This is a genomic window from Roseateles sp. PN1 (genome assembly GCF_038419725.1).
Taxonomy (GTDB): domain Bacteria; phylum Pseudomonadota; class Gammaproteobacteria; order Burkholderiales; family Burkholderiaceae_C; genus Paucibacter_A.
Genome location: NZ_JBCARA010000018.1, coordinates 64,255 through 80,609, shown reverse-complemented (window position 1 = coordinate 80,609; position 16,355 = coordinate 64,255). Strand labels below are relative to the sequence as shown.

The window sequence follows — 16,355 nt, the reverse complement described above, 5'->3', positions numbered from 1 at the left end:
TAGTTCACGATTCCCTGGACAGGGCTTCGTAGCCGCTAATCAGGCTCTGGTTGCTCCAGAAGTAGTCCCATTCGCCGAATCGACCGCGGCTAAGGATGTTCTGGGCCTCGACGTGTTTCCGGACGATGTCGCGATCATCCTCCATGCCGCGATCAAATATCACATTGCCGTACGGTAGGCGCCTGTGGTCATAGAAGCGCACGGCGGCTGGATCGCAAAGTCCGAGCCGTTTAATCGTCAGGCGGGCGTTCTCGATCAGCGCTTCCTTCGTGTAACGCGGTTCGGTACCGCGCGAGTACACCTCGAGTTGTAGCGAGCTGCAGCCGGCTGGCACGTTGTCGGGCGACTTTTTCGACGGCGAGTAGATACGGCTTGCCAGCAGGTCTTCATCGTAGATGTAGAGCCAAAGCGGGAAGTCGACGGGGCTGTCAATGCCGACCGAGATCAGGTCGATGCTGGTCGCCTTCAGACGAGCTGCGGCTTCAAGCACTGTTGTGGGCGCATCCGTCAGACTCGCGAGCACTGGCAGTGGCAGCGTGCTGACCAGCCTGTCATAGCCAACGCAACTGCCGTCGCGGAATCTAACGATGCGTTCGACGGGATCCACGTTTACCGCTTCGTGGCCAGTGCGAATGTCCGATTCGTCGATCAGACCTTGTATGAAGGCTTTATAACCACCCTTTTGGGGATAGCGCATTTCCTTCGTGTAGTAAGTGTTGGGTGTTTCGTCAGTGAACGCGCCGAAGAGAATTTCGCCGAGCTCCGCGCGACGCATGCGGTTGCCTATCCATGTGGTCGATAGCCCGTCTGCTGGTGTGGCCCAATACTTGGCCGTGTACTTGATCGGGAATCTTTCTGCAATGGCGTCACCGTACTGATGTCGCAACCAGTGCTCGTAGTCTTCGCCGTCTAACTCGGCGGGCCGGGCCAGAAACGACTGAATCAAGTCCACCTTTTGCTGCGGTGGCAGGGGGTGCAAATTGTTCTGAACTGGGTGCTTCAGCCAGCGCCCGTCCTCAAAGCACGTGCTGTCAGCTGGATGGGTCAGGTACGGGGTGCGGTCGAAGATCTCTCGAACCCGCGGTTCGCTGGCGAAGCTCAGGTGCACCGCATGGTCAAAGCGGAAGCCGTCCACTTCGAAGTTGTCTAGCAACCCGCCAGCGCGATGTCGGGCTTCGAAGAGAACGGCGCGACGGCCTTGCTGTCGTGCGGCCAGCGCGGCGCCTAGGCCGGCGATTCCGGCACCGAGGATTACGATGTCAATATGTTCCATAGCGAGTTCAGCTAAGTGAAAGCAGTGTGACGACGTAGCGGTTCAGGCTGGTCTTCCAGTGCGGCATTGGGGCATAGCCCAATGCGTCAAAGCGCCAGTTCCACGCGCTTTCGTTCTGCGACACGCGGGCTACTCGCTTGAAGTCGCCAGTGGCCGGCACAGCTTTTAGGGCTAAGTTTGCTGCCTCGAAGATGGCCTGAACGTATTCGAGTCTGCTCGCATTACCAGCGTTCACGGCGTTGAAAACTCCAGACTCGTCGCGATCTAGCGCAACGAGTAGGCGGTCGGCAACATCCTGGGTACAGCTTGGATTTCCTCGTTGCAGTGGGTTCGCAGGCATTTCTGTGCGCCCCGCCCGCAGTGTCGCAGATGCCTCCTCAAGCCGACGTGCGACGAAGTTCTTGGGTTTCTGTGGACTACCGCCAAAGAGCCATCCGGTACGTAGCACCAGGTTTCGGCGCGAAAACGAAAGTACAGATTGTTCAGCTAGATATTTGGCTCGGTGGTGGTGTGTCGGGGGATCTGCCGCATCGTACTCAGCGTAAGGGTGTTCTTGGCGGGCGCCATAGACGCCGGTGCTGGAGATGAAAACCAGTTTGCGTGCTTCCAGTTGGCACGCCTCGGCTACCTTTTCACTGAGCAGTAAGTTGTCGCGGTAGCAGGTCGCCGGATCGAGTTCGCAGGTTTCGACGTTAGTGTTTGCGGCGGCATGGATCACGGCGTCCAGCCCGGCGACAGCTGCCCGCAGGCTAGTGCGGTCGCCGAGCAACTGCTCGCGCGTGATAGGGACAATCTGGTGACCGGCAGCGACCGCACGCGCAACTAAGGCCTCGCCGAGGATGCCAGACGCGCCAGTGAGAGCAATTCGCATGTCAGTCTGCCTCGTTGATGGGATAGGTTGCCAGTTCGACGTTGATTGCCTCGTCAGGGTCATGCTCGATGCTGGCGAGATTCAGGACTAGGCTGGGTTCATCGTCCCGCCCCCCGAACGCCATCCACAGGCCCGGTGGCACATGGAGCCGGCCATAGATGCCTGCGTCAGTTCCCAGCACGAAGGTCTCGGTGACGCCGCTCTTGTCGTTATGCACGTGGAATGCCACTTCGCCTTGGATGACCACTAGGTTCATATGCATTCGGCGATGCATCTTCCAGCCCTTGGTATGGTTGGGCAGAATCGTCGTGAAGTAGGCTTCGCCGAAACCATGGAAGGTAGCCTCTGACGCCTTTAGTGCGTGGCGAATGTCACCCTTTTCGTTCGCAATTACGCGCAGGGGTATGACGCTGGCGCTGTTTTCTCTCAATTCGTCCATGCGACCTCCCGATCGGTGGCAAGGGTTTCGTACTCCTGGATTTGCGCCAGAGTCAGGGCATACATGTCCGCATGCTTGCGATAATGGTCAAAGTACCATTGCCCTACCAGGCGCACCACTTCGTTGTAGTTCAGCGTTGCCTGCCACTGAAGATGGAATAGTGCTTTGTCGCAGTTCAGCTTAAGTAGGCCCGCCTCATGGAAGGGGATGTTGTCGGTCACGCGATAAGCATCTTCGGGCGTGGCAAAGTCCCAATGCTTGGAAAGGTCGGTCATCAGCTGAAGCACGGTGTGATTCTGTTCGGCGCGCGGACCGAAGTTGAAGGATTCACCGTGCAGCGACGGGTCTTTGCTCAGACGTTCGGCAAGCGCTAAATAGCCACTCAGAGGCTCAAGCACGTGCTGCCAGGGGCGCGTCGCACTAGGGCTGCGAAGTTCCACTGCCATGCCCTCTGACCAGTTGCGCATGCAGTCAACCACGATGCGATCCTTGGCCCAGTCGCCACCACCGATCACGTTGCCAGCGCGGCCGGTGGCCAATCGAACGCGACAATCGGCGTGCTTGAAGAAAGAGTGGTGATAGGCATGGAAGACGACCTCGGCTGCACCCTTGGACCCACTGTAGATATCACGGCCTCCGACAGCGTCGGTTTCCTTGTAGCCCCAAACCCACTCAACATTCTCGTAGCACTTGTCTGACGTGATGACAATGACGGTACACGTTGGGTTCAGCAGGCGAAGAGCCTCCAGTACATTCGCCGTGCCCATAACGTTGGTCGATAGGGTACCAATTGGGTCGGAGTAAGACAACGAGACGATGGGCTGAGCAGCCAGATGGAAAATGAAATCTGGCTTGGTTTCTTCGACCGTGCGCATGAGAAGAGGTAGGTCACGGACATCGCCAATTCGATGGTCTATTCGCGTGGCCAATCCGGCGGTCTCAAAGAGCGACGGTGTCGTTGGGATCTCGTTCGAGTAACCAACGATGTCAGCGCCTAGCTTGGCTAGCCAGATGGTCAGCCAACTACCTTTGAATCCGGTGTGACCAGTGATAAGAACCTTCTTGCCCCGGAATGTGTCGTTGAAGATCATTTTTCTTCCTTAGTTCGATTGGTGTTGTGCTGGAGCAGTGTCATAGTGATTAGCATGGCTGCAATTGCCCATTCGATGACAACCCAAGATACAGCTCCGCCCTGCACGCCTTGGCGCGTCATGAGGATCATGCATATAGGCACGTTGGCCGCAGCTGCGACTAAGACAACCCGGTTTAGTCTGCTGTCCTGCCCGTCGACAAGCAGGAAGTGAAAACTAATTGCGCTGCTTATAGCGATTGCTGGCACGACCATTGCCTGTATCCGAAGGATCTCGGCAGCCAACTCGTGAGTGTTGCCGAAGAGTATGCGCGATAGTGCCGGTGCAGCAAACCAGGTTATCGCAGCTCCAATTACTCCGAGAGACAACATGCCGGCGATTGCAATCAGCCGGGCCCCGGCCAAATTGCTATCGCCAGCCGCCCGCATGGCCACGAACTTGGGAAAGATCGCTGCCGATATTTGGCTGAAAAAACCTAGGCCGGCGCGCATTATGCGGTCCGCTGATGCATATGCGCCGATCTGAGTCGGACTGAAAAAGTGGCCCGCAAGGATCAGATTGAAGGATGTGTACAGACTGACATAGATCTGGAATTTGAAAAGCCCCAAACCCACCGACAGGCTGCGGCGTGCACTCGTGAATGAATAGGTGCCAATTCGCGAATCTCCTAGCAAGCGATGCATACGCGCAGTCAAATAACAAGTCGTGACCAATCGCGGAGCTAGGACAAGAAGCGGAAGCATTAAGGCTTGATTGGATTGGGTGACAAGCGACGCCACTAGGCCCAGCGTTGCGATGGCACTTACTAGTTCTGCGCTGGCAATGTCACGAAGTCGGTGCGTCCCTTGGAAGTAGTACTGCGGTACAAGTGCACTTAGCGCGCCGTAAGCCCAGGCCACGACAACCCACTGCGGCGCGGCTGCAAACTGCGGAGACCACAGCAGGAGACCGAGTGCAGGCAAGCTTGTCCCGGCCGCAAGTGTAAGACGCGCGTTCTGTGTGTCTGTGGCGATGAAGGCGATGGCGTTAGATGTGAGCGCCGATGAAACTTGCCGGGTCGCGGAAAGGTTGAAGCCAAACTCGATAAATAGGCCCAGCCACTGGGCGGTCGCCATGGCGTACATGTAAACGCCGTAGTCGGCCACATCCAGCCGGTGGGCCAGTACCGGCAGTAGCAGCAAAGGCATGACCAAGCGCGCCGCATACGCGACGTTGGCGACTAGGATGTTGACTGCTAGCGCGTCACGGGCCTTACCCACGAGTTATGACCAGACCTTCCAGGGCGCTTTCCCGGAATTCCACATCTCCTCTAGCTGTGTCTTGTCGCGCAGTGTGTCCATTGGTTGCCAGAAGCCCGTGTGGTGGAATGCTGCTAAATCGCCGCGTGATGCCAGCACCTCTAATGGCTCACGCTCCCACGTCGTATCGTCGCCGTCGATCAGGTCGATTACCGAAGGGGACAGCACAAAGAAGCCCGCATTCACCGAGGCGCCGTCACCCTTGGGCTTTTCCTTAAAAGACTGTACGAAATTGTTCTGAATGTCCAGCGCGCCAAAGCGGCCCGGTGGGTGGGCTGCGGTCAACGTCGCGGCCTTGCCGTGCGCGCGGTGGAAGGCTACAAGTTGGGTGATGTCGACGTCAGCAACGCCATCGCCGTAGGTGAAACAAAAATCTTGCTCGCCTTGGAGGTAGTCTCGTACCCGACGCAGGCGACCACCGGTCATCGAGTTCTCCCCTGTGTCCACCAGCGTCACTTTCCAAGGCTCCGCCTGATTCTGGTGGATTTCCATACTGTTTTTTTGCATGTCGAAAGTGACGTCTGACATGTGTAAAAAATAGTTGGCAAAGTACTCCTTAATAATGTATCCCTTGTATCCGCAGCATATGACAAACTCGTTGATGCCGTGGGTTGAGTAGATTTTCATGATATGCCAAAGAATAGGCTTTCCGCCAATCTCGACCATCGGCTTTGGCCGCGTTCCGGTTTCTTCGCTGAGTCGTGTGCCCAGCCCGCCTGCAAGTATGACAGCCTTCATTTCCGTTTGCTTTGGTTTAAATATTGTAGGAGTCCCTGCCGTCAAGCACGGTTTAGCGCGCTCAAGACGTCTTATGGTCTCTTGGGGAGATCTTGGATGGCGACGAAGGTTAGGAGGCCGCCGAGAGTAGTTAAAAACGCGAGAGCGACTATCAAGAATCGCTTGGGTTTACTTTTTTGCTCGGGAGGTACTGCTGGGTCGATTACTTGGATCAGTGCATTGTCGCGACTCTCGTCTAGACGTGCCAATTCGAACTGTTTGGCGTAGAGGTCGTATAGCGTTTCCTGGTACTTAAATTCCCGGTATTTCGCGACGTAGTCCATGCTGCCGTCCGCCACCGCAGGTTGCTTTATCCGGCCAAGTTGTTCCGTGAGCGCGGCGATTAGTGCTTTTTGCGATTGGATTTCCTGAGAGGAGTCGGCCAGACGACTCCGCAGCATTGATAGGTGAGATTGTGCAATGGCGAGCTGAGCTTGGATGCTTATTGACTGTTCAAGCGCTGCCTTGGGTTCAGTCTTCAAAGCATTTGGATTGATGCCGCTCTGCTGTAGTTGCAGTTGCGCATCGCTTAGCTTCCTATGTGTGGCGGCAAGTTCAGACTCGAATTGAATCCGGCGCTGCTTTGCATCCGTTAGTGCGAGGTCGCCAGCAATGCGGCGAAGTTCATCAACGTAGCGATTAGCTATTGCGGCAGCCAGCTCTGGCGTGGGCGCATCGCATTCGACGATAATGAGTCCATCTTTTTTGCCTGCAATTATGCGCGTATTATTATTTAGTTCCTTGCGGTTCTGAAATTTGAATTTATTGTCGTAAATTTTGTCGAGTGCCAATGCCGCGATAATCCGGTCTGATACGGTGTCGCTTTGCATCAGTGCTACGTATTGTTCGATAGGGTTCTTGCCTATCCCGCCACCGAAACCAGATAGCGCGCTGAGTGAGGCTAATGTGGAGGCTGCAGAATTCTGTTGCTGCTGTGGCGGCAGGAAGCTAGTTTTGGCTGTGTAACCCGGAGGCAATAGCAGGCATATGCTTGCTGCAATCGTTGCAGTAACTGCAGGCCCCCCGATCAACAGCCCGCGGCGGTGTTGGATTGCCCGCATAAAAGCGGAGAGACGCGAAGGTGCTTCGGATGAGTTCGATTGTGCACTATGTCCGGACAGGATCGACGAGGCTTGGTCGTTCACGTATGGTCCCTGATCAGTTCTTAATTGTTTTGAGTGCCGCAGCGCCCAAGCCGAATTGATAGAGGATCTGCGTCCAATCTTTGGCTTCTTGCATAAAAGTGGTCTTGTTCATTTCTTCCGGCACGAAGACGGTGTCGCCCGGGAGGGCGGTCACGCCATCAAGCGCGCCACCGGCAAGCAGCCAGCCTGATTTCTGGCGAGCGCTGACTACACTGCCATTGGCGCGCAAGACGAAGATGCTGGCCGTGTCGGCGCCTCGGGTGGGGCCTCCAGCAAGCTTCAAGAAGTCGTTGACCGAATTGCCGTCGCCATACAGATAGCTGCCGCCGTTGAATACGCTGCCAAAGACCCCGATGGTTTTGGGTGTTGCGGGGATCAGAAGGCGATCGCCGTCTTCCACGGCCAGTTCGGGCAGCGTCTTGGAGGAAGGGTTTAACTGCAAAACAATCCGACCTGTGGGTTTGATTGCGCGCAGGCGTTGGATCAGTTGATTGGTGCCCTGTGCTTTAGCGGCTTGCGCTGAGGCTTCATCGGCATTGGCGGTACGCTGGGAGGAGTTGCTGCGAGCGAACTCGGTCTCCATATCACGTAGCGCTCGTTCATAGTTCTCCTGTTGAGACAGGCGGGTGCTTTCGCGGCTGAACTCGGTGCCGAAAACATAGGCATCGGGCGTTAAGCCGCCGGCTGCGCGGATGGCGTCTGCCAAACTGCTATTGGCCGGAAGAATGAACTCGCCAGGACGTTGGACTTCGCCTTCAATCTTGACCCGTTTGCTTTGTTTGTGCTGGGGTAGCGAGGCGTCAACGGCGCTGAAGGCGCGCAAGAGGTCGCCGTCGCGAGGCTTTTGCTTGGCTTGCTGCGGCAGGCTCAATTCGGTGATGCGCGCGTCATTGCGGGCATCCAGATGTTCGACGGTGAATCGGCTGCGGTCGGCCACTGCGGTGAAGCCGCCCGCCATGGCGAGTACGTCTTCCAGTGTGTCTTGCGGCTTGAGCTCAAAAATGGCGGGCTTGTTGACGCTGCCGATGAGGGCGACTTGCGGGCCAACGGCGCCAATATGGATCACATCTTCTGCTTGTAGCGCGCGGTCGGCGGTTTTGTCGCCTTTGATCAGCAACTCGTAAAAATCAAAGTTGCTGATAGTTTTTCCGTTACGACGCAACTCGATTTGGCGGAAGCTGCCGGCAGACGATGGGCCGCCTGCTTGCATCAGGGCATTGACCAAGGTGGCCAGGCTGCTGACCGCGTAGGCGCCGGGGCGCTGGGTAAAACCGGTCACGTAGACGCGGATGCTGCGCAGTTTGCCCAGTGAGGCGCTGAGCTTGTAGTTCCGGAAGACTTGGGCCACGCGCTGATCGATGGCGGGTGCCAGGTCGGCGTAGCGCAGGCCGGCCACCATGACGGGGCCAACGCGGGGCAGGGTGATGCGCCCGCTGCGGTCAACGGCCAGGCGCAGATCAGCTTCGACCGAGCCCCATAGCGTGACCAGTACTTCGTCGCCCACGCTGATGACATAGTCTTGCGGGATCTGGCTGCTCGCCTCTTGGGCCATGCTCTGGCGGCCGGCGGTGCTCATCAACTCAGAGCCGAAGCGCCGAATTGGCGTTTCTATGCTGACGCTACGTTGCACATAACGCTCAAATTCGCTGGGCGAATAGCGCTCGCGCGGTTCTGTTGTAGCTGTAGCGCGCCCTGCTGGCTGTTTGTCTTCCGATACATCTTCGCTGGTTTGACTGGCCGGAATCGAGCTATAGCGCAGTCGAACGGGGCCGGCATCGCTATTTCCGCTGCCGCTCCCGATAGTGGTTTGCTCTGGCTCGACAGCGTAGCTGCTTGGTGCAATCAGAAGTGCTTGCGAGATGAGTAGCGAAACCAATGTAAGGCGAGCAAACGCTGGCGCCCGGCCACTGGAGTCAGGTGACTTCGTTGTATCGCTCTGATGACAATTTGGCGAGAAGCTCGTTTGAAACTCAGAAATGACCATGGGCGCTCACAGAGAGAATTTTCAAGCAGACGCAAACTGCGTCACTTATTGATCGTGCAGATTCTAGCTGTGTGTATGGTGGGCCTAGGTGGAACCCTAGCTTGGGCTGGCTAGACTGCCAGCCTGTTCGTAATCCATTCGTCGCGCGCCATGTGCATTTGTCTGCAGATGGCGATTTGTCTGGCTCGCAAAATCCCACTCTAGTCTGGTGCTGCGCATAGGTGGCGTGGGCTTGTTGGCTTGTGTCTTGATGGCATGGGGCGCAGGGCTTCGGGTGCTCGGCCGGACTTTTTTTTGCTGGTCTGCGGCCTGCCGGCGTTCGCTGCCGGACTGATTGAGGATCTGACCAAAAAGGTGTCTCCGGGCAAGTGTTTGCTGGCTGCCATGGCCTCCGCGGCGTTGGCTTTTCACATCTTGGACGGAATAATTACCCGCACCGACATCATCTGTTTGAACTGGATTGTTGGGACTAGTCTGCGGGCTTGATCTTCCTGGGTGATGGAGGTGCCTATTTCATCGGCTTCTTCCTGGCTGAGATCGGCATTTTGTTGATCGCCCGGCATTCCGAGGTCTCGCCTTTGTTCCCTTTGATGGTTTGCGTCTACCCGGTGTTTGAGACTTTGTTCTCCATCTGCCGTCGACGCTTCATTCGTGCGACGCCTCCGGGTTTGCCTGACGGGATTCATCTGCATTCCCTGATCTATCGGCGCCTGATGCGTTGGGCGGTTGGTGCGCGTGATGCGCGCGCCATGACGCAGCGCAACTCGATGACGGCACCTTACCTCTGGACTTTGTGCCTCACATCCTTGGTGCCCGCCTTGCTGTTCTGGAACTCGACCACCATGCTGGTGCTCTGCATGGTCTTGTTTGGCCTGATTTATGTGGGGCTGTACTGGCGCATCGTGCGCTTCCGTACACCCAAGTGGATGGTCTTCAGTGCGCAGATACGAAATGGCTCTGGCAGTGGTGCAGGGGCCGCCGATTCGGGCAAACCCGATTGAGATTCGCTTATAGCGGATAATCGGAGGATGACCGAAACCCAACACCCGGAAGTTGCCCCCTCGCGCTTCGACACATTACCTCTCGACGCCAAGCTGCTGCGCGCAGTAGCCGACTCTGGCTATGCCATGATGACGCCTATCCAGGCCAAGGCGATTCCGATTGTGTTGGAGGGGCGCGATGTGATGGGTGCCGCCCAGACCGGCACCGGCAAGACGGCCGCTTTTTCCATCCCGCTGTTGCAGCGCATGCTCAAGCATGAGAACGCCAGCGCCTCGCCGGCCCGCCACCCAGTGCGTGCACTGGTGTTGGCGCCGACGCGCGAGTTGGCAGACCAAGTCGCCAACAACATCAAAGCCTACGCCAAGCACACCAATCTGCGTGTGACCGTCGTTTTTGGCGGCATCGATATGAAGCCGCAGACCTTGGTGCTCAAGGGTGGCGTGGAAGTGTTGATCGCGACGCCCGGACGTCTGTTGGACCATATCGAAGCCAAGAACTGCGTGCTCAATCAAGTGGAGTACGTGGTGCTGGATGAGGCCGACCGCATGCTGGACATCGGCTTCTTGCCCGACTTGCAGCGCATCCTCAGCCATCTGCCCAAGGCACGCCAGACGCTGCTGTTCTCGGCCACGTTCTCGCCTGAGATCAAGCGCTTGTCGCAAAGCTATTTGCAGGATCCGGTCTTGGTGGAAGTGGCTCGTCCGAATGCCACGGCCACCAATGTCGAGCAGATTTTTTACAGCGTCGGCGACGACGACAAGCGTGGCGTGGTGCGCAAGGTCTTAAAGGATCGTGGCATCACACAATCCATCGTGTTCGTGAACTCCAAGCTGGGCGCAGCGCGCTTGGCGCGTTCTTTCGAACGTGATGGCTTGCGCACGGCTGCACTGCATGGCGACAAGTCGCAGGACGAGCGTCTTAAGTCGCTGGAATCCTTTAAGCGCGGCGAGGTTGACTTGCTGGTGGCTACCGATGTGGCCGCCCGTGGTCTGGACATTGCGGATTTGCCGGCGGTGTTTAACTTCGATGTGCCCTTCAATGCCGAAGACTATGTGCACCGCATCGGCCGTACCGGCCGCGCAGGTGCCTCGGGTATTGCGGTGACGCTGGTGACGCGCTCGGACGCGCGCTTGATTGGCGACATTGAAAAGCTGCTCAAGCGCACCATCGAGTTGCAGGCCGTTGAGCTTGAAGACGAGCGCCCAGCGCGTGCCGAGCGGGCGCCGCGCCCGCGCCGTGATTGGGATTCTGAGTCCGCACCAGCGGCTGCGGCCGATGTGGCTCGCCCTCCAGTAGCGGCGCCGCGGCCCAGCTACCGCGCGCCTGCCCGCGACGCCTTCTTTGACAAGCCTTATGAGCCCAATGCCTCGGCCGAGTTGCCGGCTTGGGACAAGGGGGCTGCAGGTGCTGCCGCCGCGCCCAAGGGCTTGTCGGCCAATATCAAGCCCAAGCGCAAGGTCGCAGCCTTGTTTGGTGCCAAGCAGGTTAGCGGCGCGACCGAATCCTGAGTCACAAGCGCCGCTGGTCGATAAGTCGACCCGCGGTCTTGCTTGATTAGGTGGTCGCCCTGGGCTTGCTCAGCCCAACAGTGCAAACACCGCCGGAATCTTGTCCGGCATGGACTCGCCCGAGCTGCGCCATTCCGCCACCGTCGCGCTGCGTGTCCAACCCTGTTCCAGACTCAGGCCGCAGCTGATCGACAGACGCGTCTGCGGCTTCAAGCTGCTCAGCAAGGCGTGCAGCAGGGCGCTATTGCGGTAGGGCGTTTCAATCATCAGCTGGGTTTGCTGCTGTCGCACCGACAGAGCCTCCAGCTCCCGAATGCGGGCCGTTCGGGCCGGCGCCTCAACCGGCAGATAGCCGACGAAGGCGAAGCTTTGCCCGTTCAGGCCGCTGGCCGACAAGGCCATCAGCAGGGCGCTCGGGCCGCTCATCGGCACCACTTCGATGTCGGCCTCGTGGGCGGCTGCCACCAGCAGCGCGCCGGGATCGGCCACGGCCGGCAGGCCTGCTTCTGAGTTCAGGCCCATATCGTGCCCCGCCAAGGCGGGCGCCAGCAGCGCGTTCCAGGCTTGATTCTGGTTCACCAGATCGGCGGCGCGGCCCTTGGGTGGGCGAGGTAATTCCTTCACTTGCAGGCTTTGCAACGGCTGTGCCAGTGGGCAGATGGCGTCCACGCGCTTGAGGAAAGCGCGCGTGGTCTTGGCGTTCTCGGCGGCCCAGTGCTCCAGGCGTGCGGCAGTTTGAATCACTTGCAAAGGCAGCACGGCTTGCAGATCCACCGCGGCGCCTTCGATGCCAAAGTCCAGGCTGTTGGGGATCAGGTAGAGGCGACCCTTTTTCATGCGGCAGATCCGGTTGGGGTGGAGGCCAGCGGGTCTAGCCCGGCTTGGCGAAGCAGTTCGCAAGTGCGAATCAAGGGCAGGCCAATCAGTGCGGTCGGGTCATCGGACTCGATGGCGGCTAGCAGGCTGATGCCCAGGCCTTCCGATTTGGCGCTGCCGGCGCAGTCGTAGGGTTGCTCGGCCAGCAGATAGGTTTCGATCTCGCTATCGCTCAAGTCGCGGAAGCGCACGCGCACGGGGGCCAGGTCTTGCTGGGCGAAGCCGCTGGCGCAGCAGACGACGGCAATGGCGGTTTGAAACACCACGCTTTGGCCGCTCATCAGGCGCAGCTGCGCGCGGGCGCGCTCATGGCTGCCGGGCTTGCCGATGGATTGACCATTCAGATCGGCGACCTGGTCTGAGCCGATCACGATGGCATTGGGATGTTGCTGTGCAACCGCCTGAGCCTTGGCCAGGGCTAAGCGCGTGGCCAGCGCTGCGGGCGCCTCGCCGGGCAGCGGTGTTTCGTCGACATCGGGAGCGCTTACCTCGAAGGGCAAGCGCAGTCGCTGCAAAAGCTCACGCCGGTAACGTGAGGTGGAGCCGAGGATCAGCCTGGGCTGCGGGACTGGCGGATTGGAGTTGTCATCATGCATGGCTTGATTTTCGCATTGCCTGTGTGTGGCCGGCATGGCCGGTGGCGAGGGGACCTACACTTGAGGCCATGAAAGAGCATGTATTCCTTCCTCGCAAACTCGATGTGGCTGCTTTTGCCCGCGATGGCGCGACATTGACTGGCGAATGGCCTGCGGCCGAGTTGCAGCGCTTGGCTGAATCAGGCGCGCCCGAGGCGCCTGCCGCGTCTTGGCCTGCGGTGCGTTGGACTCTCACGGGTGAGCGGCGCGAGCCGCGTGGCGCCGAAGCCCAGGTGTGGCTGCATCTGGAGGCTGAGGCGCAGGTGAGCCTGACTTGCCAGCGCTGCTTGCAGCCGGTGCAAGAGGCGCTGAGCCTGTCGCGCTGGTATCGCTTTGCGCGCAATGAGTCAGAGGCGGCTGAGTTGGATGCCGATAGCGAAGACGATGTGCTGGTGCTGTCGCGCAGCCTGGATGCGCTGGAGATGGTGGAGGACGAGTTGCTGCTGTCCTTGCCGCTTGTGCCCCGGCATGACGTGTGCACTCAGCCTTTGCTGGTGCCTCAGGGCGTGGTGGCTGAAGAGCCTGAGGCTGCCGAAGAGCGCCCCCATCCATTTGCCGCGCTGGCAGCGCTGAAAAAAGACAAATAAGTCGGCGCCAGAGCGGCGGGTGCTTGCCAGGGCTTTGAGAGATTTTTTCATCGTGCTACAATCGCGGGCTTTCCCCGGTTCGAGAATCAAAGTAGCCACGAAAATGCAGTTGCGCGGTTGCGTAAGGCTTGGTGTTAAGACCCCAAGTGCGAAGCAGCAGCTTGCAGAACAAGTGGCTTAGCGCATGGTGCGCATGAGGCTCGTGCACAGCAAACAGCGGCGTCCGGGGGTGTGAGTTGAGGTTGGGCATGGATCTGTCATAAGTCCTGATCTGCCACAGCTTCAGTCTCAAGCATCGGACCCTTAGGAGAATTTCATGGCCGTTCAGCAAAACAAGAAGTCGCCTTCCAAGCGTGGTATGCACCGTTCGCACAATGCCCTGGTTACCCCGGGTACTGCCATCGAGCCGACCACTGGTGAAGTGCATCTGCGTCATCACATCAGCCCCACCGGCTTCTACCGTGGCCGCAAGGTCCTGAAGACCAAGGCTGACGCTTAAATAGAGATTTGCTTCTTACTTGTTGCGCTGCGCAGTTCCATCAGGTTCGGCGCTGCGGATGAGTTAGACAATCTTGCGTTTCCACAAAATCCCGGCCTGTGCCTTGTTGCAGTGCCGGGTTTTTGTGTTTGTGGTGCCGATTTGCGATCAGCGGGCGGCGGCATTTTTCCGGTTCAACTGGCTTCGATCTGATGTCCTCTGAAGTAAGTAGCAGCATTTCCAGCCATCCAGTCGCGGCCGACCAACCCTTGGCCGTGGTCCGCTTGGCGGTGGATTGCATGGGCGGCGACCATGGCCCTTCGGTCACCCTGCCGGCCTGCAAGTCGTTCTTGGCCGCGCACCCACAGGCAGAGCTTTTGCTGGTGGGTTTGCCTGAGCATTTGACCGAGGCGGCCACCTGGCCGCGCTGCCGCATAGTCGCCGCCAGCGAGGTCGTGACCATGGACGACCCGGTCGAGGTTGCCCTGCGGCGCAAGAAGGATTCGTCCATGCGCGTGGCCATCAGCCAGCTGAAGGCGCAGGGCGAGCAAGCGCCTATGGCTGATGCCTGTGTGTCGGCCGGCAATACCGGGGCATTGATGGCGGTTTCACGCTATCTGCTCAAGACCCTGGAGGGCATTGACCGCCCGGCCATCGCCTCGGTGATGCCTAATCAGCTGGGCGGCTACACCACCATGCTGGACCTCGGCGCCAATGTCGATTGCACGGCCGAGCATTTGCTGCAATTCGCGGTGATGGGCAGCGCCCTGGTGCAGGCCGTTGACGGCAAGGCCGAGCCCAAGGTGGGCTTGCTGAACATCGGTGAAGAGGCCATCAAGGGCAGCGAAGTCATCAAGCAGGCCGGCGAATTGCTGCGCCAGGCTGCGGCGGCCGATCAGATCAATTTCTTCGGCAATGTCGAGGGCAATGACATCTTCAAGGGCACGGTCGACCTGGTGGTCTGCGATGGCTTTGTGGGCAATGTGGCGCTGAAGACGGCCGAAGGCCTGGCCACCATGATCATCACCATCATCCGCGAAGAATTTGGCCGCAACTGGCTCAGCAAGGCCGCGGCTTTGCTGGCCTTGCCGGTGCTCAAGCGCTTCAAGGGCAGGGTGGATCACCGCCGTTTCAACGGCGCTGCGCTGCTGGGTTTGCGCGGCTTGGTGTTCAAGAGCCACGGCTCGGCGGATGCCTTTGCCTTCGAGAATGCGCTGAACCGGGCTTATGATGCGGCCCGCAACCGGTTGTTGGACCGGGTTCACGACCGCATCATCGCCACCCTGCAGGCCATGCCTGCTGCAAGCGATGGCGCCTCAGGAGACAAGACGACGGACGTCGCCCAAGTTGCATGACCCAAACTGATCAGCATTCCTCGCCGCAGCCTGCGGCCCAAGCAGCGCGCTACTCCCGCATCATTGGCACCGGCAGCTTTCTGCCCCCTCAGCGACTGAGCAATCAGGATCTGGTGGCCCAGTTGGCGGCCGACGGCATCGAAACCTCGGATGAGTGGATTGTTGAGCGCACCGGCATTCGCGCCCGCCACTTTGCCGAAGTCGGCACGACCGCCAGCGAATTGGCGCTGCCGGCGGCCCGCGCCGCTATCGAGGCGGCCGGCATTGCGGCCAGCGAGATCGATCTGATCATCGTGGCGACTTCCACGCCGGATATGGTTTTTCCCTCCACCGCCTGTTTGCTGCAGCATAAGCTGGGCATCGCGGGCGGCGCGGCGTTTGATGTGCAAGCGGTCTGCTCCGGCTTTGTCTACGCCCTGACCGTGGCTGACTCGATGATTCGCACGGGTGCGGCGCGCAAGGCGCTGGTGGTCGGGGCCGAAGTGTTCTCGCGCCTGCTTGATTTCAAGGATCGCACCACCTGCGTGCTGTTTGGTGATGGCGCCGGCGCCGTGGTGCTGAGCGCCAGCGACACGCCGGGCATTCTGGCGACCGAGTTGCACGCCGATGGCCGCCACGCCGGCATCTTGTGCGTGCCCGGCAGCCTGCATGGTGGTCAGGTGACTGGCGACCCTTTGCTGAAGATGGATGGTCAGGCCGTGTTCAAGCTGGCGGTTGGCGTGCTGGACAAGGTGGCGCGCTCGGTGCTGGAGAAGGCCGGCCGCAGCGACGCCGACATCGACTGGCTGATTCCGCATCAGGCCAATATCCGCATCATGCATGGCACTTGCAAGAAGCTGAAGTTGCCGCTGGATAAATTGATCGTCACGGTGGATCAGCACGGCAATACATCTGCGGCTTCGATCCCGCTGGCGCTTGATGTGGCGGTGCGTGATGGTCGCATCAAGCCTGGTGACACGGTCATGCTCGAGGGCGTGGGCGGCGGCTTCACCTGGGGTGCGGTGCTGCTGGATCTGTAAGGCATTGAGAGGGTCAG

General features: G+C 59.1%; 15 protein-coding genes and 1 pseudogene. 6 read left to right on the top strand and 10 right to left on the bottom strand.

The window, feature by feature from the left end:
* Window positions 1–4 precede the first annotated feature (4 nt).
* The 8 genes from AABB87_RS21575 to AABB87_RS21540 all read right to left on the bottom strand — a co-directional run bounded on the left by AABB87_RS21575 (window position 5) and on the right by AABB87_RS21540 (window position 8,470).
* Window positions 5–1,273, bottom strand: coding sequence for a protoporphyrinogen/coproporphyrinogen oxidase (locus tag AABB87_RS21575; RefSeq protein WP_341973366.1), 1,269 nt, complete (start codon window positions 1,271–1,273; stop codon window positions 5–7).
* Between the two features lie 7 nt (window positions 1,274–1,280).
* Window positions 1,281–2,144, bottom strand: coding sequence for an SDR family oxidoreductase (locus AABB87_RS21570; protein WP_341973365.1), 864 nt, complete (start codon window positions 2,142–2,144; stop codon window positions 1,281–1,283).
* A gap of 1 nt (window position 2,145) precedes the next feature.
* A complete protein-coding gene (locus tag AABB87_RS21565) occupies window positions 2,146–2,583 on the bottom strand; it encodes a WxcM-like domain-containing protein (RefSeq protein ID WP_341973364.1) in 438 nt (145 codons plus the stop codon).
* Window positions 2,571–3,674 carry a CDP-glucose 4,6-dehydratase gene (rfbG, locus tag AABB87_RS21560; RefSeq protein WP_341973363.1) on the bottom strand — a complete coding sequence of 368 codons (1,104 nt, stop codon included), beginning with the start codon at window positions 3,672–3,674 and terminating at the stop codon, window positions 2,571–2,573. The genes AABB87_RS21565 and rfbG overlap by 13 nt, the downstream gene beginning before the upstream one ends.
* Entirely contained in the window at window positions 3,671–4,933 is a 1,263-nt protein-coding gene (locus AABB87_RS21555; protein ID WP_341973362.1) for an oligosaccharide flippase family protein, read from the bottom strand. The genes rfbG and AABB87_RS21555 overlap by 4 nt, the downstream gene beginning before the upstream one ends.
* A 3-nt stretch (window positions 4,934–4,936) precedes the next feature.
* The gene (rfbF, locus tag AABB87_RS21550) at window positions 4,937–5,710 is read right to left on the bottom strand and encodes a glucose-1-phosphate cytidylyltransferase (RefSeq protein ID WP_341973361.1); all 774 of its coding nucleotides are present in this window, start codon (window positions 5,708–5,710) and stop codon (window positions 4,937–4,939) included.
* A gap of 71 nt (window positions 5,711–5,781) precedes the next feature.
* A complete protein-coding gene (locus AABB87_RS21545; RefSeq protein WP_341973360.1) occupies window positions 5,782–6,894 on the bottom strand; it encodes a Wzz/FepE/Etk N-terminal domain-containing protein in 1,113 nt (370 codons plus the stop codon).
* Window positions 6,895–6,907: 13 nt separating this feature from the next.
* A complete protein-coding gene (locus AABB87_RS21540; protein ID WP_341973359.1) occupies window positions 6,908–8,470 on the bottom strand; it encodes an SLBB domain-containing protein in 1,563 nt (520 codons plus the stop codon).
* Window positions 8,471–8,979: 509 nt separating this feature from the next.
* Between AABB87_RS21540 and AABB87_RS23130 the strand changes: the two are divergent.
* Both AABB87_RS23130 and AABB87_RS21530 read left to right on the top strand, forming a co-directional pair.
* Window positions 8,980–9,879: pseudogene (locus AABB87_RS23130) on the top strand (glycosyl transferase).
* Window positions 9,880–9,906: 27 nt separating this feature from the next.
* The gene (locus AABB87_RS21530; RefSeq protein WP_341973357.1) at window positions 9,907–11,388 is read left to right on the top strand and encodes a DEAD/DEAH box helicase; all 1,482 of its coding nucleotides are present in this window, start codon (window positions 9,907–9,909) and stop codon (window positions 11,386–11,388) included.
* 69 nt (window positions 11,389–11,457) lie between these two features.
* On the opposite strand, the gene AABB87_RS21525 is transcribed toward AABB87_RS21530, so the two are convergent.
* Entirely contained in the window at window positions 11,458–12,225 is a 768-nt protein-coding gene (locus tag AABB87_RS21525; RefSeq protein WP_341973356.1) for an SAM-dependent methyltransferase, read from the bottom strand.
* A complete protein-coding gene (locus AABB87_RS21520) occupies window positions 12,222–12,860 on the bottom strand; it encodes a Maf family nucleotide pyrophosphatase (RefSeq protein ID WP_341973355.1) in 639 nt (212 codons plus the stop codon). The genes AABB87_RS21525 and AABB87_RS21520 overlap by 4 nt, the downstream gene beginning before the upstream one ends.
* Before the next feature lie 68 nt (window positions 12,861–12,928).
* On the opposite strand from AABB87_RS21520, the gene AABB87_RS21515 reads away from it, so the two are divergent.
* The 4 genes from AABB87_RS21515 (at window position 12,929) to AABB87_RS21500 (ending at window position 16,338) form a co-directional block, all read left to right on the top strand.
* Window positions 12,929–13,486: a YceD family protein gene (locus AABB87_RS21515; protein ID WP_341973354.1), complete on the top strand. Its 558-nt coding sequence runs from the start codon at window positions 12,929–12,931 to the stop codon at window positions 13,484–13,486.
* Between the two features lie 316 nt (window positions 13,487–13,802).
* The gene (gene rpmF, locus AABB87_RS21510; RefSeq protein WP_009552540.1) at window positions 13,803–13,985 is read left to right on the top strand and encodes a 50S ribosomal protein L32; all 183 of its coding nucleotides are present in this window, start codon (window positions 13,803–13,805) and stop codon (window positions 13,983–13,985) included.
* Window positions 13,986–14,239: 254 nt separating this feature from the next.
* Window positions 14,240–15,319, top strand: a complete 1,080-nt coding sequence (gene plsX, locus AABB87_RS21505) for a phosphate acyltransferase PlsX (protein WP_341973380.1) — start codon at window positions 14,240–14,242, stop codon at window positions 15,317–15,319.
* Entirely contained in the window at window positions 15,316–16,338 is a 1,023-nt protein-coding gene (locus AABB87_RS21500) for a beta-ketoacyl-ACP synthase III (protein ID WP_341973353.1), read from the top strand. The genes plsX and AABB87_RS21500 overlap by 4 nt, the downstream gene beginning before the upstream one ends.
* Window positions 16,339–16,355 lie beyond the last annotated feature (17 nt).